The organism is Flavobacterium sp. SM2513 (assembly GCF_050908145.1).
Taxonomy (GTDB): Bacteria; Bacteroidota; Bacteroidia; order Flavobacteriales; family Flavobacteriaceae; genus Flavobacterium.
On the sequence record NZ_CP194228.1, the window covers coordinates 795,708 to 818,356 of the forward strand.

The following is a 22,649-nucleotide window of genomic DNA, read 5'->3' on the forward strand; positions in this document are numbered from 1 at the left end:
TGTAAAATACTGCCCGAATTCCTTCAGGCAGTATGTTATAATCTCCTGTTTATCTGTTAATGTAAATCCATCCGCTAATGTTCTCCCCTGCTACAGTATGAATCATGTAAAAGTAAGTGCCATCTGGCAATTCTTTGCCTCCACTTGATTGACCGCCCCACTGATCCGTGTAATTTGGAAAGTTGTAAACCTCTGTTCCGTAACGGTTGTAAATAAACAACTCTTTTACGTTTAAAGCACTTAAATCAAATACATCATTGTCGCCATCATTGTTTGGTGAAATTCCTTTCTGAATCACACATGATACATTGTTTACAGTAATGGTTTCTGTAGCACTACAGCCTTGACTGTTGGTTACCTTTACCGTGTAAACTCCATTGCTTCCCAATACTATCGCATTGGCTTGGTCTGTTGATACTACTGTTGGTCCCGTCCATACAAAGGTAGAAGTCGCAACATCAAAACTGTCGTTGAATGGAATAGCTACTAAACGGTATAAGTTGTTCTCACAGCCTTGGGTGAAATCAATATCGATTGCTAAATTATTAACCGCTACTTCAACATTAAAAGTTGAGATACATCCGAAGATATTCACTGATAAAGTATGAGTACCAATCTCATTTGTAGAGAACGTTTTACCTACACCCGTAACTCCTGCTGGAGAAGCCCAAGCGTAAGTTGCATTTGCGTCATCAATATCAAAGTTACTTGCTGTAAAAGCTAATGTAGTAGATTCGCCTTCGCAAATTACGTAAGGTTCTCCAACAAATGCCACTTGCCAGTCTGCAACACTTGGTGCAACAGTGAATGTTACTGGAGCACTTTCGCAACCTAAAATACTTATTACTAATGTATAAACTCCTGTATCATTAATTGGTAACACATTGTTCGTTGAAACAACTTCACTTGCATCTGGAAGCGTAAATGTATACGTTACTGTAGCATTTTGTGTATTATTGTTAACTGTTGCAGTAAGTGTTCCAGACTCATCCGGACATAAAGTTGCTGAACCATTAAAAGTAACATCCCAAACCACATCAGAAGCCATAACTTCAAATGTTTGTGTAGTCGTACAACCTAAAATATCAACTTCCACAGTATAAATTCCAATTTCAGAAATTGGCAACACATTATTTGTTGAAACAACTTCACTTGCATCCGGAAGTGTAAATGTATACGTTACTGCTAAATTCTCAGTATTGTTAGTAACTGTTGCAGTAAGTGTTCCTGTTTCCTCTGGACATAGCATTGCAGTTCCTTCAAAAGTTATATCCCAAACAACATCCGATTCCATAACCTCAAATGTTTGAGTTGACGTACAACCTAAAATATCAACTTCCACAGTATAAATTCCAATTTCAGAAATTGGCAACACATTATTTGTTGAAACAACTTCACTTGCATCAGGAAGTGTAAATGTATATGTTACTGCTAAATTCTCAGTATTGTTAGTAACTGTTGCAGTAAGTGTTCCTGTTTCCTCTGGACACAGCATTGCAGTTCCTTCAAAAGTAACTTCATACACTATGGTTGATGGTACAATCTCAAAAGTTTCTGTAGTAGTACAACCTGAATTATTAACCGTTACCGTATATGTTCCGTAACCCGTATCACCTGCAATTGCTAATGAACTTGCTGTTTCTGTTGGTATAACATCTGTATTGAATGTCCATTCATAAGTAACTAAATTAACATCAAAACTATTATCTGTTGGAACAACTGTAATCGTTGTTGTTCCTTCTGGACAAATTTCCAAACTTCCACTTAAAGTAAATAGTGGAGTTAAGTCCTGTACCACTAAATTAAACGATACCACTTGGAAACAATTAGTTGTTAAGAAATTAACTCTTACCCAAATTTCTTGTCCATCGACTCCTGCAAAAACTTCAGCTTGAGCTTGTGTTAACGCATTGGCAATAACATTATTTTGAGCATCTTCTTCCGTTAGGAAATAAACTACATCATGTGTATCTGTAGGAAAAACAGAAAGAACTTCATCTCTTGCAGAAGTTAAATCAAATACTCCTTGTCCAGAAGCATCACATAAAACTAAATCTGCTGGATCAAGTGCAACCTCATCAACAAAATACTCTACAACTATTGAATCAATAGTTACACAAGTTGTTCCTACATAAGATGCATGAATATAGTACGTACCTGATTCTGTTACAGTCAAAGCAGGACCTGTTGCGCCAGGAATTAAAGTTTCACCATTATACCATTGGATATCATACAAAGTTGGATCTAACTGAGAATCTAAAATAACATCTTCACCTAAACAAAGTGCAGTTCCGTCAGCAATTAAGTAATCCTCGGGCAATTCTATATTTCCGATGTCAAAACTATCTCCTTTTAAGAATACTGCAGAGTCATAAGAACCATCATTTATATCTGCAATAACCATTTTAATACGATAAGTGTTTCCAGGAGTTACTGGAGAGGTTGCCATCATTGGAACTGTAATTCCATTAAAATTTATTGGAGCTCCCAATACTCCTGAGGGATTGGCATAATAGTTACCAAATAAATCTTCATTTTCTGACGAACAATTCGCATTGTATTGCGAATCTCTAATATTGTAAACTGTAACTGGTATATTTGTATTTGGTATTACCGCTAAATTTACCGCTGGTGTTCCCGCTGTTATATCGGTAAGAATAAAAGCAAAAGCATCACTAAATCCGCATTGAAATGTACCATATTCTTCAGAAGCAAACATAAATTCAAATTCAATGATAGGATTTATCGCTACGAAATTAAACTCTAAAGAAGTTGCATTATTTAATGTACCTGTTACAGGTGGTGTCTGAGCCGCTAAAATTGCTGATAAATCAGCATCTCCTCCTAAACCTCCACCTGAAAGAATATTAGTATTTGGACCTGGAACTGATACGGCACTACCTGATACTAATACAATACCATCTTCAAATGCAAAATCAGATTCACTCTTGTTAAAATATCCGATACCATTATTTGCACCTGTACCTGTTGACCAATTAATATTTGATACAGTAGCACATGTAGATTTAATCAATACATCTGTTACCAATTCTTGATTGGTATACTGAGTAGTATTTACCGTAATTGGAGGCACAATACTTCCGATACATAAATTGAATTGTATGTCTTCTAATTGACTTGAAGCCGACCATACTCTGATTTTATAAGTTGTACCTGCAACTAAGTTATTTACTAAAGTTTGATCATTGTTGTTACAGGAAATGAATGTTAAATTACCACATTCATCACCAGAATACAATGAACTATTTAAATCTGTTGCAGTTCCTACGATATCTTGGAAAGTAATAATGTGTGTAGGACTTGTTGCTACAAAGCTAAACCAAACGTCGTCATCTTCATTTCCTGCGCAAGTACTAGATTGTGCAGATGCTGTAGCTCCTGTAACAGATCCTGCAGTAACTTGGACGCAATCTAATCCTGCATTTACTACTGCAGGAATTGCAGTTGCACATTCGTCATTCGTTATAGGTGCTGGAGTAGTTATACATAATGTGAATGAAGCAAACTGAGTTGGATTACTTCCATTTGTATAAACACGTATTTTATAGGTTTCATCTACAACTAAACCTCCAAGAATATTAGTAGTTGGATTCGCTGGACTGCAATAAATTTGATTTAAAGCTCCACAGTCAGTTCCATTATAAACTGCATAACGAATACTAGTTCCTACAACATCACTTAACGTGATGATATGAAACGTATTTGTCGCAACAAAACTATACCATACATCGTCATTTTCGTTACCAGGACAATTTGATGTTTCTACAGAACCTGTTCCTCCTAGTGTATTTCCACTTATTGAATCTGCACAAATTCGAGTTGGATTTACAGGAACAACAATTGCTTCTGAACATTCGTCATTAGCAGGTTTTGTGATAAATGATGCGGGATTCAAAATAGTCCAAGTACTTCTATCTGTTTCAGAACAAATAGCACGAACATAATACTGATACTGTGTTCCTGGAAGTAAATTTGATATTATGTAACCTAAATTTGAATTTGCAATTGAATATCCTGCTATTCCTGTATTTAAAGGCGTTCCATTTACTGGAGGTGTGCCACCTTCTACAACGGCAAAAACCTCCCATTGTATTGCTGAACCAGTTTCTGTCCAACTTAAAGTAGCAGAAGTCTGCGTTACTGAAGTAACTAATAAATCAACTGGTTTTGGACATGTAGGTGGTTCACAATTTCCTAATGTTAAATCAGAAAACAATACCGTTAATGGTGTTCCAGCTCCTGGTAACTTTGTATAAATAATGTCATTAAAAGAATTAATTACCGTTACTCCTATTCCTTCAGGTAAGTTTCCGGCAATACTCCAAAACAAATCAAACGGAACGTTGTTACATATTGAAACCGGAATACCATTTGGATTGTTAACTCCGCCAGTTCCTAAAGTAGCCACTACAATTCCGTTTTGACGAACTTCCATTCGTCCAAAGTTCCAATTGTTATTAGTTGTATTTGTTAATAAGAATCTGTAGGTACATTTTTCTGTGGCATCACAAGTGATGGTATTAAAAATAAATGGCCCTGTCCAAGTACTCGCATCATCCCCAGGTTGACACACCGCTCTTACATAATAGTAATAGATGGTAGCCGGGTTTAATGCTTGGGTTAAAGTTTGTACAATAATTGGCGTTCCAGTAATATTCTGAATATAAAAATCATTCGCTCCTACATCTGGTATAATTCCTGGTGCTGCAGGTGAAATTGCATCTGGTGCAGCTAATAATAAAACTTCCCATTGCGTTTCTCCAGCTCCTGGTGTCCATCCTAAGGTTGCTGAATTCGTAGTAATTCCTGTTACCGTTTGAACCGTTGGTTTTGGACAAGTTGGTAATGTCTTAAAAGTTTTTACTCCCGACCATGGTGAATTTCCAGGATCAGCACATTGTACTCTTACATATACATCATAATTGGTATCTGCAAGTAATGTGTTTGGAGCAATAGTGTAGAAAAATGGTGCCGCCGGACCATTTACTCCAGAAAATGTAGGAAGAGTAGCGTTATTTGGCACAGGGCTTCCTGCTGTAACGAGATAAATATCATAGCCCACGCCTTCAGTACCTGGAGCAACCCAATTAATGGTAGCTGCTGATGTTGCAATATTTGTAATCGTTACATTCGTTGGAGCTAAATTACATTGTGGTGTATCACAATTTACCGTTCCCGTATAAATTGAAGTTCCCACTGTAGCAGATGTTCCTGCAATTGTTTGAATCGTTTGTCCAAATGAATTTACTACCGAAATAATACATTGTTGTGGCTGGCTTCCCGGCACACTGAAAAAGACATCAAACGGTATCCCGTCACAAACTGTAACTGGAACATCCACTGGTCCTGCACCCGAATTATAAGTACTACCTATGGTTGCTACAACAATTCCATTTTGACGCACCTGCATTCTTGCACCATTCCAACCGTTATTAGCTGAATCAGTCATTCTAAAAATATAAGTACATTGGTCTGCTGGTGCACAAATCTGTGTGTTAAACAAAACTGGACCAACCCATGCACTAAATACACCTGGAGAACACTCCGAACGCACCCAATATTCGTACAAGGTAGCTGGATTTAATTGTGTAGTTAATTGAAAATTTGGTGTTGCTGAATTATATTGTCCTACACCAGTTGGCACTCCAACTCCTTGAGCTTGCACCGCAACTTCATATCCAGCAACGGCAGCTGCAGGCGGAGTCCATGCTAAATCAGCTCCTGTTAAGGTGATATTCGAAACCGTTGGTGCAATAGGCTTGTCTAAACAAGCTTCACATTGAATTAATAAGTTATAGGCTATAGTGGGTGATGCTGAATTGGAAGAAATTACAATAATATAAGTAGTATTTGCAACTACATTCAAATTAATAACTCTAACATTACTTGTTGTATTTCCAATTGCTTCTAAACAAGCTCCTGTAATTCCAGCACAACTTGGATAAATAAACATTGAAGATTTTGTTTCTGTAGGATCTAATGTAAAACTAACCAAACAGTCTTCAGCTGCAGTATAACTATAAAAAACATCGTTACCCGATTGATAGTTTGTTCCTCCTGCAATACAAGAAGACAACTGAGGGCCTGCTAAAGTATTTCCAAAATTACCCGTATTATTTATCGTCTGAAAAGGTAAACTAGGTACAATAATGGGATCTGCACAGGCAGTTCCGATGGCTAGCGTCTGGAAATTAAAAGGTCCAACCCATTCACTAAAGTTACCATCGCCACAATCCGAACGGACATAGTATTTATAATTTGTATTTTGTGTCAATCCCGTCTTTAAATAATTAACGGTTACATTAGAATCAGTTACTGTTCCTGTAGCTGATTGTGAAGCTTCTATAACTTCTATTTGATAACCGGCAGCTCCTCCAACTGGGGCATTCCAAAACAGATTTGCTTGAGTTGCTGCAATATTATTAGCATTTAATGATGTTGGTGTCAAACATTTTTGAACAACATTAATATCGTCAATTACCCAACGGTCTCCTCCTTGAGCTGCAGTTGGCTGCGTATAAACACGAACAAATGCTATGAAAGTGCCTGGCGATGCCGCAGGAAAATCTACTACCTTTTCTTCTGGTACATTATAATTCGCATTCAATTCTGTTTCTGTCCATTGCTCTAAAAGAATGTAGGAAGCTAAATCAGTTTGCGAAGTTCCTGAATATATTCGAATTTGATAAAGCGTTCCATCGTCTCCCGGAAGTGACTGTCGCGTAAAAAATCGCAGTTGTCCATTGGTAGGAATTACAGTCGATGGACTAATTAACCAGTCCTCGGATGTGTTTCCCATTCCAATTTCTTGTCGGTTGATGTAAGCTGACTTCGTACCATTGATAAGAAGTGAAGCGTTACTAACAATGTTCCAACTTGTTGTGGTTCCAACTAAGTTATCGGTTACTATCCACCCCGCCGGAAATCCGGTAGGAACAGTTACCGACGGATCTTCAAAGTTCTCTGGGAACTGTGAATACCCTACGATAGAATATAAAATCGTGAGTAATAAGAGTGTAATTTTCTTCATAGAATGAAAAATTTAGGTTGTTTGATATAGTTACCCAGTAATAAGGGATTCCAAATTTAACAAAAATTAAGAATAATACCACAAAAAAAATCAATTTAACTAATTAGTACTTAAATGTGATATTCAAAAAATGGCTGTTTTTGCCAAGTATTTTACACCTCGGATTTACTGAAAATAATTATTTGCTTAGATTTACTATCTTTGAATTTTTAAAATAGAACATGTCCTCAACCAACTCAAAAAAAATATATTTCGCCTCCGACCAACATTTTGGCGCACCAACAACTGAACTAAGTTTTCCACGGGAACAAAAGTTCGTTCGATGGCTTGACGAAATTAAAAGTGATGCCGAAACTATCTTTCTTTTAGGCGATTTGTTTGATTTTTGGTTTGAATATAAAACCGTTGTTCCAAAAGGCTTTATTCGGGTTTTAGGAAAATTAGCAGAACTTCGAGACAGCGGTATTCCAATCTATTTCTTTGTAGGAAACCACGATTTATGGATGGCTGATTATTTTGAAAAAGAACTCAATATACCCACGTATCACGATAATAAGGAATTTACCTTTGGGAACAAAACCTTCTTAATTGGTCACGGTGATGGAAAAGGTCCAGGAGATAAAGGTTATAAGCGAATGAAAAAAGTATTCACCGCTCCTTTTTCGAAATGGCTTTACAGATGGCTTCATCCAGATATTGGAATGAAATTAGCCCAATATTTATCCGTGAAAAACAAGCTTATTTCTGGAAACGAAGATGTAATTTATTTAGGAGAGGAAAAAGAATGGTTGGTTTTATATGCCAAGCGAAAACTCGAAACCACACATTATAATTATTTTGTTTTTGGTCACCGCCACCTTCCGATGCAAATTGAAGTAGGTCCCAATTCAGAATACATTAATTTAGGTGATTGGATTGGATACTTTACGTACGGCGTTTTCGATGGAGAAAAATTCGAATTGAAAGAATTCAAGAATTAGTTTCTCCCTGCTCCAAAAATATAGTTTTGTACTTTTATTTTAAATAGAGTTCCATCTACCAAATCCTGAATTCCTTCTAATTCTTCAATGGAAACTGCCAAATCAATCTGTTTTGCAGGTGTTTGTAGTAATAAACGATTGCATTGATTTTTCAATTTACAATCCTTGCAACAATTGGTTCGTGACTGACTTTCAGAAATCAGTAAAGCAAATTTTTCTAGTTCTGAAAACGTCAAATTAAATCCTGTTTCCTTAAAAACCAATTGAATTTTATCCCTTTGCACAGCGTCTTTTCGGTTCCAATAAAAAGCCATTCCAAAATCATTTCCGTAAATCTGTGTCGTTATACTCATTTCCTATTCTTTGGAAACAAATATAATTTAATTATTTATATTAATTCTAAATAAAAAAGTTAAAGTTGGCTTTCTCGAAGGTCCTTTAAATTCAACTGAAGCGTAGTTTTGCCATTCCATTCATTTTCATCTATGCTGTAAATAATGTCAATCCGCTTTCGATTTACCACCAAACTGTACTTTTTCCCCAATCCAAAACCAATTGCCGCCAATCCCGTAGAATTGTTTTGTTTTACGAAAAGTCTTAAATGCTCATCATTTAAACCCATCGGTTTTCCATAACCCGTATCAAAAACCTTTTTTGTAACAAAAACAGGATGCATATTCTGAGGTCCAAAAGGCTCAAACTGTTTCAAAATACGAATGGTTTTCTCATCAATATCAGCAAAATTCACTTCCATATCGATATTAATTCGAGGTTCGCGTTGTTCTTCTAAAATAGTTTTTTTAACTTGATTTTCAAAAGCATTCTTGAACTTATCATAATTTTCCTCGGCCAAAGTCATTCCAGCCGCATACATGTGGCCGCCGAATTGTTCCAAATGTTCTGAACACGCTTCCAAAGCGTTATAAACATCAAATCCATAAACGGAACGTGCCGAAGCTGCCAATTTTTCACCACTTTTGGTAAAAACCAAAGTGGGTCTGTAATAGGTTTCTATCAACCGAGAAGCCACAATCCCAATAACGCCTTTGTGCCAATTGTCCTGATAAACCACTGTTGAAAATTTGTCTTTTTCTTGATTTTCTATAATCTGATTTAATGCTTCAACGGTTATTTGTTTGTCCAATTCTTTTCGTTCCGAATTGTATAGTTCAATTTCTCTTGCAAATTCCATCGCTTGTTCAAAATCAAATTCTGATAACAATTCCACCGCATGATTGCCGTGTTTAATTCTTCCAGCCGCATTAATTCGAGGTGCAATTATGAATACAACATCAGTAATGGTCAGCACTTCTTTTTTGACTTGATGAATTAATGCTTTAATTCCCGGTCGTGGATTAGAGTTAATTACTGCCAATCCAAACTTTGCTAAAATCCGATTTTCACCCGTCATCGGAACAATATCTGCAGCAATTGCAGTTGCCACTAAATCTAAATATTCGACCAAATCTTCCGTAGTTTGCGAACGATTCATTCCCAAAGCTTGAATTAATTTGAAACCAATACCGCAACCACACAATTCGTCGTACGGATAATCGCAATCGGTTCTTTTTGGGTCTAAAACAGCAACGGCATCAGGAATAGTTTCGCCTGGACGGTGGTGGTCACAAATGATAAAGTCTATATTTTTTTGTTTGGCGTAGGCCACATGATTTATAGATTTAATCCCGCAATCTAAAGCAATAATTAGCGAAATAGAATTGTCATCAGCATAATCAATTCCCATAAAAGAAATTCCGTAACCTTCTGCATAACGGTCTGGAATGTAAGTTGTGATGTTGGGATAAATGGTTTTCAAATAAGAAGCAACTAATGAAACTGCCGTAGTTCCATCCACATCATAATCGCCAAAAACCATGATGTTTTCGCCTGAAAGTATTGCTTTTTCAATTCGCTCAACCGCTTTATCCATATCTCTCATCAAATACGGGTCGTACAAATCAGACAAAGAAGGTCGGAAAAAAAGTCGGGCATCTTCAAAGGTTTCAATGCCTCGCGATACCAATAATTCAGCAATCATTGGTGAAATTTGTAAAGACTCGACGAGTGTCGAAATCTTTTCAGGACTGGGTTTTGGTTTTAGATTCCAACGCATTTTGGCAGGTAATTAAATTGAGATATAAAAATACTCAAAATAAAAATGCGGACGACAAATAATAAAATTATTTTATTGGAGTTAGCGCTTGATTCTCAAAATGAATTCCATCCCAACCATATTCTAAAAAATTTCGAATATTATGATGGTCAATTCCATCTGAATTTAGCAAAACATCTTCAAAATAATAACTTCCGAAACACGCTAACGTTTGCAATTTATCCAACTGATTCAATTTTGCAAAAGCAAAAATTTTACAAGAACCATTGTTTTCTCCAACGTTGTTAATTTGATTTCCATTGGAAAAAGCCGTGGGTATAAAAGTATAATTCGCCTCAATAACTGCAATAGTATCTTGAAAGGAAATGCTTTCATGATTGCTTTCCAATTGCTTTAAAAAAGAAGTGATACCCATAGATTAAGAAGGAAAATATTTGATAAAAATTTCGATTTTAGCAAAGCTTCGAAACATTTCCATTACGCCACAATATTTATCAGTGGACATGTGAACAATCTTTTCTAATTTGGCTTCATCCAAATTTGCTCCGTAGAAATTGTACGTTACTCGAAAGGTATGAAAAGTTTGTACTTCGGCATCGGTCAAATCACCTTCGGCATCAATGGTAAATGTGTCAATTTCAGCACGCATTTTACCCACCAGGTTAGCGATGTCCATTGCTGAACATCCCGCAAGTGAATTTAGCATCATTGCCTTTGGACGCAAACCAGAATCGGTTCCTCCTTGTTCGACGGAAGCGTCAATTCTTACTGTACCTCCGGGATTGGTGCTTTCAAAAGCCAATCCGCCTAACCATTTTGTATGTGATGTTGTTGTGCTCATAAATTTAAGTTATTTAGTAATTTTCCCTCCAACCACAACCACAATTTCCCCTTTCGGAGCTTTTGCTTCAAAATGAGTCAAGACTTCTCTAACTGTTCCACGAACATTTTCTTCGTGTAGTTTAGACAATTCTCTAGAAACGCAAATTGGTCGGTCTTCGCCAAAATAAGTTATAAATTCTGCCAATGTCTTTAATAATTTATGAGGCGAAACATAAATGATCATTGTCCGAACTTCATCAGCCAAAATCAAATAACGTGTTTGACGGCCTTTTTTCTCTGGCAAAAAACCTTCGAATGTAAAACGATCGTTTGGTAATCCGCTGTTCACTAAAGCAGGAACAAAAGCCGTTGCACCAGGCAAACATTCCACTTCAACACCTTTTTCCACGCAAGCTCTTGTCAATAAAAATCCCGGATCAGAAATCGCTGGAGTTCCTGCATCAGAAATTAACGCAATGGTTTCTCCGGCTTGCAAACGAGCAGTTAAACTGTCAATTGTTTTATGTTCGTTGTGCATGTGATGGCTGTACATGTGTGTGCCAATCTCATAATGCTTGAGCAACTTTCCGCTGGTCCGTGTGTCCTCCGCCAAAATCAAATCGGCTTCCTTCAGTACACGAATTGCTCTGAAAGTCATGTCTTCTAAATTTCCTATTGGTGTGGGAACAATGAATAATTTACCCATTTACGAAAACTTTTTTTCAATGATTTCCATAAAACGTGTTGCATATTCGTCTTTTCCTGCCCAATTATTATAGTCAGGTTTAACCATGTCTTGAACGAATTCTTCTGCTTCAGAAAAGCTAGAAAAAGTGCTCAATTGCGAAAGAACGCGATTTAGATCTTCACTACTCCCGCCAAAAAGGTGTTTTTCAAAACCAATTCGGTCGTTCAAACCAATGTTGATTGTTTTAGACAAACTATCATTCAAAGAAACACTTTTTGGTTCGTGATGGTCAATTACAAATTCTGTTTTCTTGGTCTCTACAACTTCCACTTTAGTCACCGTTTCTTTATGGTCTTCGGGATCAGTTTGAGTTGTAGTCGTTTCATTAGTGTATGATTGTTCCGCTCTCACAAAAATAGGCTCAACATGTCCCTCACTTAAAAAATCTTCTAAAGTAATTTGTTTTGGCAAAATTATTTCAGGTTGTTCATCTTTCAAAATTTCAAATAGTGGTGCAAATTCGATTTCTGGTTCTTCTGCAATAACTTCCTCTATAGTTTCTGGCTCTTCATCAACGATTTCTTCTACGATTTCCTCCTCTTCCGCTACAGTTGGCTCCTCTATGTCTTCACTATTTTCATCAACAGTAACTTCTTCTGCATTATCTTCAGCAGGAAAATCACTAACTTCAACTTCTGTTTTAATTACTTCAGGCTCTTTTTCATCTAAAGGTTCAGTTGCAACACTTTCTGCTGCATCAAAAATAGCTTCCACTTCTTTTTCGGCTTTTGCGTATCCGATAGTTGGCTTCACTTCACTAAAGTTTTCTTCTACAAAACGCAAAACAGAAATTTTTTCATACAACTTCAACGTTTCTTGCTGCAATTGTACCAATTCTGATTTGTTTTTAATTTTCAAAATCCGATGTGCAATACTAATCAGTTCTGCCTCTAACTTTCTTTTCATAACTATTGAATTATAGTGAATACTGTCGTTTTAATTTGGTGTTTATTTCCTAAAATAGAAATTCATATTGAGAAAAAAGTTTTCTTTTCTTAAATCAAGCTTCTAAAACTCGGATTTCAGAAAATTTTTCTACTTTTGACAACGTCGATGTAAAAGTAAAAAATATATGTCGGTTTGACTTCGATAAGAAGTAAAAAAAACGAATCCTTTTTAAGGTAGAAAAATACACTATGTTTCTCGAAAATACAGTAAATCATAAAGAACAATTTGGCTGGATTGAGGTAATATGCGGTTCGATGTTTTCCGGCAAAACCGAGGAACTCATCCGTAGATTAAAGCGTGCTCAATTTGCAAAACAAAAGGTCGAAATCTTCAAACCTGCTGTTGACACACGTTACCACGACGAAATGGTGGTTTCGCACGATAGTAATGAAATTCGTTCCACACCCGTTCCTGCCGCTGCAAATATTCGACTTTTGGCACAGGGCTGCGATGTAGTCGGTATTGATGAAGCTCAGTTTTTCGATGATGAAATTATTTCGGTTTGTAACGACCTCGCCAATTCAGGAATTCGCGTAATTGTCGCTGGTTTAGACATGGATTTTAAAGGAAACCCGTTTGGCCCAATGCCTGCTTTAATGGCAACCGCCGAATATGTGACTAAAGTACACGCCGTTTGTACCCGAACCGGGAATCTGGCCAATTACAGTTTCCGGAAAAATGACAGTGACAAACTCGTTATGCTTGGCGAAACCGAAGAATACGAGCCTTTGAGTCGTGCGGCTTATTTTCATGCGATGAAAAAGGACAGTGGTCAATTTTAATAATTTATAATTTGCATCATTGCGACGTAAGAAGCAGTCACGTTTTTAATTCATCTTCCCGCTTTCGGCTTTAATCCCGAAAAAAATCGAGAGCTACTTCCTCAATCGGAGCTAATGTCAATCTTTAGGTTTCTTTTAATCTTACTTGAAATATTGTAATAACTCTGACGAAATTTGAACAAATGAAAATTACTTTACAATTTTTTATCTTAATCATTTCTACTTTTTCCTTTTCCCAAGAAAAAGAGGTTGTTTCTTGGATAAATAATAACGCAACAGATTTATTACATTATTCATCTAAGGAATTTGACAGCATTATTAAGTATTCAAACTTCAATACAATAGAAGCTGATATTTATGGTTTTGGGGAAGCAACTCATCACAATAAAGAATTTGCAGAATTCAAAACTGTCTTTTTTAAGTTTTTAGTTTTAAATAAAAAAGTAAAAATATTCGTTTTAGAAGAAAGTTATGGCGCTTGTTATTTTATCAATGAATACATTCACGGAAAACAAGGTAATTTAAAAGATTTGATATTAAATTTCAGACAAGATATTTGGAAGACAGAAGAAGTGTTTGACGTAATTTCTTGGATGAAGGTCTACAATGATGGAAAACCTGAAAATGAAAAAATTAGCATTTATGGAAATGATAGTATGTTTAATTATGGAATTGACACTATCATTAAAAAATTATGTTTGAATGAAAACATTAAACTAAACAAAGAAGAAGTTGAGTTATTGGATTATTATTCTAATTCCACGTTCCCTAAAAAAAGCAAACAAGAAGAGTTAATTAAATTATTTGCAAGAATTAATCAAAGTCACGAAATAATTCAAGCAACTGAAGCTCTTTTACATTACATAGCGTTTTCAGAAAACCCTATTCAGAAAGTTAGAGACCAATTTATGTTTGAAAATGTTTTCAATATTTATGAAAATAAAAAGGATAAAATTTTTGTTTGGGCTCACAACGAACACATAAAAAAAACAAATTTATTCAGAGACAATGTTCCTTCTATGGGAAATCATCTTTCAAAGAAATATGGAAAAAAATACTTTGCCGTTGGTTTCGAATTTGGAATTGGAACTTTTTTTAGTTTTAACCAAAAAGAAAATAAGTATTCAAATGTTATCCTTGAAAAACCAATTAAAAATACCAATTCAGAATTTTTATTCGAAACTAAGCTCGACGTCTTTTACTTAGATTTTGAAACAGCAAACAAAAACATATTGATGAACAAGTTTCTTTCTCAAAAAAGAGACTATTTAGTTATTGGCGCTTATGGTTTAGTACTGGAATATTTAAAATATAATTATGCTAGAGATAAATTTAATGATATGTTTGATGGTTTAATTTATATAAAAAAAGTAAGTAATAGCATTAATTTAAAATGATAAATCAATAATTAAAACACAAAATATTAACTTCCCATTTTAAAAGAGTTTACATAAATATCCATCAATCCGTTTCTTCTAATCTTTCAAAAAAATAGTATAACAATAACGCTAACAGAACTTGAAACTCCGTCAGAGTTCAAAAACAATTTAAGTATATTTGTAAGTAGATTTACCTTAATTGAAATACTACATTAATAAAAATAAAAAATAAATTTGGCCATTTCCCTCCAAGACATTATCCCTCAAATAAATGCCGAAATTCACGGTGCAATTTCATCTGCAGAAATTGACTTAGTTTCTATTGACAGTCGTTCGATGCAAAATAATGCGCAAACTTTGTTTTTTGCGTTAAGCGGTTCAAATTATGATGCCCATGACTATATTTCTGAACTAATTGATAAAGGCGTTCAGAATTTTGTAGTCACACATATTCCAGAAAATTTAGAAGGAAAAGCGACATTTTATATCGTTTCGAATACAAAAATTGCCTTACAACAATTTGCAGCTTATTACCGAAATTTATTTAATTTTCCGGTAATCGGAATCACAGGAAGTAACGGAAAAACAATTGTTAAGGAATGGCTCAACTTCCTTTTAAGTCCAGATTACAACATTATCCGAAGTCCAAAAAGTTACAATTCGCAAGTGGGTGTGCCTCTTTCCGTTCTTGCTATTAACAAAATGCACAATTTAGGTATTTTTGAAGCCGGAATTTCCACCTTAGGCGAAATGCAAACTTTAGAAAAAATAATTAAACCTACGATCGGAATTTTGACCAATATTGGTACGGCTCATGACGAAGGGTTTGCTAATATTGGCGAAAAAATCAAGGAAAAACTACAGCTTTTTAAGGGTGTTGATGTATTGATTTATCATAAAAATAAATCAATTGAACAGTTTTTGCCTTGTATAGCTTTAGCCGTTACACCTTTTACGAAAGAACAGGGAAAAACATTTTCGTGGAGTTTTAAAGACAAAGAAGCCGATGTTTTTATCAGCAAAAGTGTGGTTTTAGACAAAACACATCTAACGGTAGATTATCAAAAGGAGTCATTTGACCTAAAAGTACCCTTTCTGGATGATGCTTCCGTGGAAAATGCGATTCAGTGTTTGATGGTTTTGCTTTATTTTGGTTATTCGTTTGCAACTATTGAAAGTCGGATGGAATTGCTTTATCCCGTAGAAATGCGATTGAAAGTCAAAAATGGCATCAACAATACAACGATTATTGACGACAGTTACAGTTCGGATTTTCAGTCTTTGAAAATTGCTTTGGATTTCTTGGAAAGTCAGAAACAGCATAAGAAAAAAACGTTGATTTTGTCGGATATTTTCCAGAGCGGATTGAGTAATGACGAGCTTTATGCAAGGGTTTCGCAATTGGTTATTGCTAATAAAATTCATCGGGTAATTGGAATTGGTGAGACAATTTCTAATTATAAGACCAAATTTGTCAACTGTGGTACTTTCAAAAGTACGGATGATTTTATTGAGGCTTTTGACAGTTTGACTTTTGAAAATGAAACCTTATTGATTAAAGGAGCTCGTTCGTTTGAATTTGAAAAAATAGTAACTTTATTGGAACAAAAGACGCACGAAACGGTATTGGAAATCAACCTCAACGCCATCAGTCATAATTTGAGTTACTTTAAAACCAAGTTGAAAACCACTACCAAGTTAATGGTCATGGTGAAAGCTTTTGGATATGGAAATGGCGGTTTTGAAATTGCAAAATTATTGGAGCACCTGAAAGTAGATTATTTAGGAGTTGCTTTTGCAGACGAAGGAATTTCGCTAAAAATATCGGGAATCAAAACTAAAATTATGGTTTTGAATCCTGAAAACACTAGTTTTCCTTCCATTATTCAATATGAATTGGAACCTGAAATCTATTGTATGAAAGGGCTGAATGCTTTTTTGAAAATTGCCGAACAGAAAGAATTGCACCACTACCCTATTCATTTAAAAATTGATACGGGAATGCATCGTTTGGGTTTTCAGGAACGGGATTTGCCTGTTTTAATTGAAACGTTGAAAAACACACCTTCGATAAAAGTGAAGAGTATTTTGTCGCATTTGGCCACTAGTGATGATTTAGAAAATAGAGCTTTTACTCATGAGCAAATAGCATTATTTGAAAAACTTTCGCAAAGAATCATGGATGAATTGGGCATTAACCCGATTCGACATATTTTGAATACCTCGGGGATTTCTAATTTTGGCGAAAGCCAATACGATATGGTTCGGTTAGGCATTGGACTTTACGGGATTTCTAACGACGATAAAGAGCAGAAATACTTGGAAAATGTGAGTACGCTGAAATCGGTTATCTCTCAAATTCGTACGATTGACAAGGGAGAAAGTGTGGGTTATGGTCGTCGTTTTATAGCCGAAAAGACTACTAAAATTGCCACTATTCCGATAGGATATGCCGATGGTATATCGAGAAGTTGGGGAAATGAAATTGGGTATGTTATGATTAAAAATCAAAAAGCACCCATTTTAGGCAGTATTTGCATGGACATGTTGATGGTAGATTGCACAGCGATTCCTTGTACAGAAGGTGATTCGGTCGTTATTTTTGGTGAGAATCCAACTGTGAAAATGATTGCGGAAAAGACCCATACCATTCCGTATGAAATTTTGACGAGTATCTCTCAACGAGTAAAACGTGTTTTTTATCGAGAATAATGTTTTAACACACTATTTTTATTTAATTTAGCAATAATAAGAATTTAAATTTAACCAAAAACAGAAAAATTATGGGATTTATCAGTGATTTTAAAGCCTTCTTGATGAAAGGCGAAATTGTAACTTTGGCAACTGCTGTAATTGTAGGGGGTGCTTTTGGTAAGATTGTAACTTCGTTTACAAATGACATTTTGATGCCACCAATTGGTATGCTTTTAGGAAATGTAGAATTTACAGACCTGAAACTTGTATTACAAGAAGGTATACCCGCTGTTATGAACAACGACGTAGAAGTTACTCCAGCAATTGCAGAGGTAGCTATGCAATACGGAATGTTTATTCAAACTATTTTAGACTTCGTAATTATTGGTTTCTGTATATTCATGGTTTTAAAAGCCTACGAAAGAACTAAAAAGAAAGAAGCAGAAACTCCTGCAGCTCCAGTAGGACCAACTACACAAGAACAATTGTTGATGGAAATTCGCGATGAATTGAAAAGCCGAAAATAAGTCACTCCGCTACATTTATATATTCTAACTTAAACCGTCAACATTGGCGGTTTTTTTTGTTTAAAACTAAATTGATAACTTTTTGTTATATTTTAATAATTCGTTTTTGACGTCAGTTAATTAGTTACTTTTGTGATACAATTTATTTAAACGCTTTATTATGAAAATTGCAGTTGTTGGAGCAACCGGAATGGTTGGCGAAGTTATGCTTGAAGTTTTGGCAAAAAGAAATTTCCCTGTTACAGAATTAATTCCTGTCGCATCTGAGAAATCAGTGGGAAAAGAAATCGAATTTAACGGAAAAAAATATAAAGTAGTTGGTTTGCAAACTGCTGTTGATATGAAAGCCGATATTGCTTTGTTTTCAGCCGGTGGAGAAACATCACTAGAATGGGCTCCAAAATTTGCAGCTGCTGGAACAACAGTTATTGATAATTCTTCGGCTTGGCGAATGGATGCGAATACAAAATTAATTGTTCCGGAAATCAATGCAAATGAATTGACTAAGGATGATAAAATTATTGCCAATCCAAATTGTTCCACGATTCAAATGGTGTTGACTTTGGCTCCTTTGCATAAAAAATATAAAATCAAACGAGTAGTTGTTTCTACTTACCAATCTATTACGGGAACAGGTGTAAAAGCGGTTCAACAACTGGAAAATGAGTATGCTGGAATTAAGGGCGAAATGGCTTATAAATATCCGATTCATAGAAATGCTATTCCGCAATGTGATAGTTTTGAAGACAACGGCTATACGAAAGAAGAAATGAAATTGGTACGTGAAACCCAAAAGATTTTAGGTGACAAAACCATTGCTGTTACGGCAACGGCTGTTAGAGTTCCGATTGTTGGAGGTCATAGTGAAGCGGTAAATGTGGAGTTTACCAATGATTTTGACGTAAATGATGTTCGTCAAATTCTTCATGAAACAGAAGGTATCGTGGTTCAAGATAATAATGACACTTATACGTATCCGATGCCGAAATATGCACAAGGGAAAGATGATGTTTTTGTGGGACGCATTCGAAGAGACGAAAGCCAACCCAATACTTTAAACATGTGGATTGTAGCTGATAATTTACGAAAAGGTGCAGCGACAAATACGGTTCAAATCGCGGAATATTTGGTTGAACATAATTTAGTTTAAAAAGTTTTTTTAAGACAGATTTACTTCGTCTGTTCGAGCAGAGTTCTCGGGTCACGAATTTTTTCAGATTAATAAGATTTAATAGTAATTCTTTATAGCATATAAAATATAGACCGCGGTTTCAACCGCGGTTTTTTCTTTTAATTTTTATACAATGGTTGAAACTATAGTCCATATTGAGCACTATTATTAAATACATTAATGGTTTAATTCGTGCAATTTGTTTGAAATCTCTAAATTAATTTTAGTCAGATAGTCTTAAAATTTGTTAATCCTAAGTAAGCTTCTGCTTTAAATGCTACCTTTGCAACCAATGAAGAAAAAATTTGCTTTAATAAATTTGTCCCTGATGTTTTCAGTGTTGTTCGCAATACTGTTTCAATCATTGCATTCTTATGAGCATTTTTTAGGCGAAGAAATTGCCGTTCATCAACTTGATTCTCACGACCATGATTTACATCAAAACGGTCACAATCACGAGAAATGTTTTGTTTGTGAGTTTACTTTTAGTTCGTTTCTAGCAGGCGAAAAACCTTCTTTTACCTTTGTTTCTGAACTTGTAAAATTTCCTTACCAACTTCCTGTTTCGGTTAATCCAATCGTTTTTTCAGGAAGTTCTTTCAGCCTTCGTGGTCCTCCGACATTTATTGCATAAACCAGAAATCCATTTAATGTCTTTGAAATTTTCAGAGACAACTTTCTATTTATCAATAAATCATTTTACATGAAAAAATATATTATTGCCCTAATTTTAGGGTTGTCGGCTATGGCTCAAGCCCAAAACAAAATCTCGGGAACTGTTACTGACGCTCAAAATCTTCCTATTCCAAGTGTTTCTGTCTATGCTCCAGATATTCACAAAAGCACCATAACTGACGCGAACGGGTATTATGAAATCAATGCCATTCCAAGTGGAAAACTAAAAATCAGCTTCTCCTCTATCGGATTTACTTCGCAAAATAAAACCATTCTTATCAATCAAGAAGAAAGCAAATTGAATTTAGTTTTAGAAGAATCCCACTTCGAAATGGACGAAGTAATTGTGTCCACAGGTTTTAGCAAACTACAATCCCAAAATGTGATGAAGGTAGAACGCGAAACCGTTGCTTCTTTGAAACAAAAAGGAGCCACAACACTTATTGAAGGTTTAGCTACAATTCCTGGAGTTGCGCAAGTTTCAACGGGAACTTCTATTGGGAAGCCAGTTATTAGAGGATTAACTGGCAATCGCGTTTTGGTTTATTCGCAAGGGGTTCGTATCGAAAATCAACAATTTGGAGACGAACACGGCTTGGGCTTAAACAGTTCTGGAGTGGAAAGTGTCGAAGTCATTAAAGGACCCGCTTCACTACTGTATGGTTCGGATGCAATGGGTGGCGTTCTGTATTTTAATCCTGAGAAATTTGCCAACTCCAATACATTTAAAGGTGATTTTAGCCAGCGTTTATTTTCAAATACTTTAGGAAGTAGTTCGTCATTAGGTTTGAAAACCTCAACTGAGAATTGGAAATTTTTAGCACGTGGAACTTACGATACGCATTCTGATTATAAAACGGGAAATAACGAACGCGTAACCAATTCTCGATACAATGAAAAAGATTTTAAAACGGCCGTTGGATATAACAATTCCAAATTTTCGAGTGTGTTGCGATACAATTATAACGAACTTGATTTAGGCATTCCTGAAGATGGAATTGGTGCACAATCTGAAAGTAAAACGACACTTTTTCCTCGTCAAGGTGTTTCCAACCATTTGTTCAGCTTGAATAATATTTTTTTCTTCCAAAATTCAAAATTGGAAGCTAATTTAGGTTACATCGCCAACGACAGAAGTGAATTTGAGGATTCTGATGTAGCAGTATTGCGAATGAAATTAAAAACTTTTAACTATGACCTTAAATACCATTTGCCTGTTTATGGAAAATTTGAATCCATTATTGGAATGCAAGGAATGCACCAGACGAATGCAAATTTAGGCGAAGAATACTTAATTCCTAATGCTACCACAAATGATATTGGTGTTTTTGGAACAACGAATTATCAGTGGAAATCGAATGTGATTCAAGCGGGATTGCGTTATGATAACCGTATAATACGTTCGGATGCACAAGGAATTTTAGGAGAAGAAGGCTCATTTACAGCATTAGATAAATCGTTTGACAGCTTCAATGCTTCGTTGGGATACAAAACAAATTTGACTCAAAATTTGACTACAAGAATTAATGTAGCTTCAGGATTTAGAGCGCCAAACTTAGCAGAACTTACTTCAAATGGCGTTCACGAAGGAACGAATCGCTATGAAGTTGGGAATGCAAATTTAAATACCGAACAAAATGTGCAAACCGACTTAAACTTTGAATATAAAAACAGTCATTTTGAGTTTTTTGTAAATGGATTTTACAACCACATCAACAATTACATTTACACTTCGCCAACAGGAGAAGTACGTGATGAAAACGCCATTTTTGAATATACACAAGATAATGCGCAATTGTATGGTGGCGAAATAGGTTTGCATTTTCATCCACACCCTTTGGATTGGTTGCGTTTTGAATCTAGTTTTGAAAACGTAACTGGTAAAAAGAAAAACGGTGACTACTTGCCCTTAATTCCAGCAAACAACTGGAACAACACTATTCGAACTGAATTTAATATCAAAAACTGGTTGGAGAAAGGTTTTGCTACTTTTAATGTTTCAAAAACGTTTCATCAATCCAATGTGAGTGGTTTTGAAACCAGTACTAATGGATATACGTTAGTAAATTTGGGATTAGGAGGAAAAGTCAAATGGGGTAAAAATACCTTCGACTTAAATGTGAATGCCAATAATGTATTCAATGAAACATACATAGCCCATTTGTCACGATTAAAAACGGACGGAGTTCCTAATATTGGGAGAAATATTAGCCTAGGCATCGACTTTTCTTTTTAGACTTTAGTCAGAAAATTTCTTGTACAAAGCTGTTCATTACTATTGAACAGCTTTGTTACTTAAAACAATAACAGTAAAATTATCATATATATCAAAAAAATTAGTTAATTTTAGACAATCACTAATCCTTTAAACTATTTAATATGAATTCACAATTTACTAAAATTACCCGAATCCTTCTCGGAATAATACTTTTAATATCTGGGCTCAACAAAATTTTAAAGATTATTCCAACTCCTGCTGACAATTTGATTGAATCCTTCGGTCAAGTGGATTACATTTTCCCTGTTGTTGCAGCTTTAGAAGTAATCATTGCGATTCTTTTACTTTCAAATAAATGGGTGGCATTTGCTCTAGTTTTATTAGTTCCACTTTCATTAAATATTTTATTATTTCACATCTACTTAAACTTTCAAGGAATACTTCCTGCTATTTTAGTAGCAACGCTTAACGGAATCTTGCTATATAAACAACGACGTCAATATGCACCACTTTTTAACTAATATCATCATCGGATTTCTCT

The 22,649-nt window shown here is 35.3% G+C and carries 16 protein-coding genes; 9 read left to right on the plus strand and 7 right to left on the minus strand.

The genetic code is table 11. From position 1 onward, the window contains the following. Positions 1-49: 49 nt before the first annotated feature. Complete coding sequence (locus ACQ5J2_RS03120; protein ID WP_432672230.1) at positions 50-7,051, minus strand: choice-of-anchor L domain-containing protein; 7,002 nt, start codon at positions 7,049-7,051, stop codon at positions 50-52. A gap of 221 nt (positions 7,052-7,272) precedes the next feature. Here ACQ5J2_RS03120 and ACQ5J2_RS03125 point away from each other — a divergent pair, with 221 nt between their 5' ends. Next, positions 7,273-8,031: a UDP-2,3-diacylglucosamine diphosphatase gene (locus ACQ5J2_RS03125; protein ID WP_432672232.1), complete on the plus strand. Its 759-nt coding sequence runs from the start codon at positions 7,273-7,275 to the stop codon at positions 8,029-8,031. Here the strand turns inward: ACQ5J2_RS03125 and ACQ5J2_RS03130 are convergent. From ACQ5J2_RS03130 to ACQ5J2_RS03155, 6 genes are all read right to left on the minus strand, one after another. Then, positions 8,028-8,384, minus strand: coding sequence for a hypothetical protein (locus ACQ5J2_RS03130; RefSeq protein WP_432672233.1), 357 nt, complete (start codon positions 8,382-8,384; stop codon positions 8,028-8,030). The two genes, ACQ5J2_RS03125 and ACQ5J2_RS03130, sit on opposite strands and share 4 nt — an antisense overlap. Before the next feature lie 59 nt (positions 8,385-8,443). Continuing rightward, positions 8,444-10,144: a single-stranded-DNA-specific exonuclease RecJ gene (gene recJ, locus ACQ5J2_RS03135; RefSeq protein WP_432672235.1), complete on the minus strand. Its 1,701-nt coding sequence runs from the start codon at positions 10,142-10,144 to the stop codon at positions 8,444-8,446. Positions 10,145-10,211: 67 nt separating this feature from the next. Beyond that, positions 10,212-10,559 (minus strand): HopJ type III effector protein, encoded by a 348-nt coding sequence (locus ACQ5J2_RS03140; protein WP_432672236.1) that lies wholly within the window; start codon positions 10,557-10,559, stop codon positions 10,212-10,214. Between the two features lie 3 nt (positions 10,560-10,562). Continuing rightward, positions 10,563-10,985, minus strand: a complete 423-nt coding sequence (locus ACQ5J2_RS03145) for an OsmC family protein (protein ID WP_432672238.1) — start codon at positions 10,983-10,985, stop codon at positions 10,563-10,565. 9 nt (positions 10,986-10,994) lie between these two features. Then, entirely contained in the window at positions 10,995-11,672 is a 678-nt protein-coding gene (gene rsmI, locus ACQ5J2_RS03150) for a 16S rRNA (cytidine(1402)-2'-O)-methyltransferase (protein ID WP_432672239.1), read from the minus strand. Then, positions 11,673-12,620 (minus strand): hypothetical protein, encoded by a 948-nt coding sequence (locus ACQ5J2_RS03155; protein WP_432672240.1) that lies wholly within the window; start codon positions 12,618-12,620, stop codon positions 11,673-11,675. A gap of 230 nt (positions 12,621-12,850) precedes the next feature. Here ACQ5J2_RS03155 and ACQ5J2_RS03160 point away from each other — a divergent pair, with 230 nt between their 5' ends. From ACQ5J2_RS03160 to ACQ5J2_RS03195, 8 genes are all read left to right on the plus strand, one after another. Then, a complete protein-coding gene (locus ACQ5J2_RS03160; protein ID WP_432672241.1) occupies positions 12,851-13,444 on the plus strand; it encodes a thymidine kinase in 594 nt (197 codons plus the stop codon). Between the two features lie 182 nt (positions 13,445-13,626). Next, the gene (locus tag ACQ5J2_RS03165) at positions 13,627-14,841 is read left to right on the plus strand and encodes an erythromycin esterase family protein (RefSeq protein WP_432672243.1); all 1,215 of its coding nucleotides are present in this window, start codon (positions 13,627-13,629) and stop codon (positions 14,839-14,841) included. A 216-nt stretch (positions 14,842-15,057) separates the two neighbouring features. Continuing rightward, entirely contained in the window at positions 15,058-17,535 is a 2,478-nt protein-coding gene (locus ACQ5J2_RS03170) for a bifunctional UDP-N-acetylmuramoyl-tripeptide:D-alanyl-D-alanine ligase/alanine racemase (RefSeq protein WP_432672245.1), read from the plus strand. Positions 17,536-17,606: 71 nt separating this feature from the next. Then, a complete protein-coding gene (mscL, locus tag ACQ5J2_RS03175; protein WP_432672246.1) occupies positions 17,607-18,044 on the plus strand; it encodes a large-conductance mechanosensitive channel protein MscL in 438 nt (145 codons plus the stop codon). Between the two features lie 160 nt (positions 18,045-18,204). After that, entirely contained in the window at positions 18,205-19,194 is a 990-nt protein-coding gene (locus tag ACQ5J2_RS03180) for an aspartate-semialdehyde dehydrogenase (protein WP_432672248.1), read from the plus strand. A gap of 313 nt (positions 19,195-19,507) precedes the next feature. Then, entirely contained in the window at positions 19,508-19,849 is a 342-nt protein-coding gene (locus ACQ5J2_RS03185; protein WP_432672250.1) for a hypothetical protein, read from the plus strand. Between the two features lie 69 nt (positions 19,850-19,918). Beyond that, positions 19,919-22,126 (plus strand): TonB-dependent receptor, encoded by a 2,208-nt coding sequence (locus tag ACQ5J2_RS03190; protein ID WP_432672252.1) that lies wholly within the window; start codon positions 19,919-19,921, stop codon positions 22,124-22,126. Positions 22,127-22,269: 143 nt separating this feature from the next. Then, the gene (locus ACQ5J2_RS03195) at positions 22,270-22,629 is read left to right on the plus strand and encodes a DoxX family membrane protein (RefSeq protein WP_432672253.1); all 360 of its coding nucleotides are present in this window, start codon (positions 22,270-22,272) and stop codon (positions 22,627-22,629) included. The last annotated feature ends 20 nt before the right edge of the window (positions 22,630-22,649 follow it).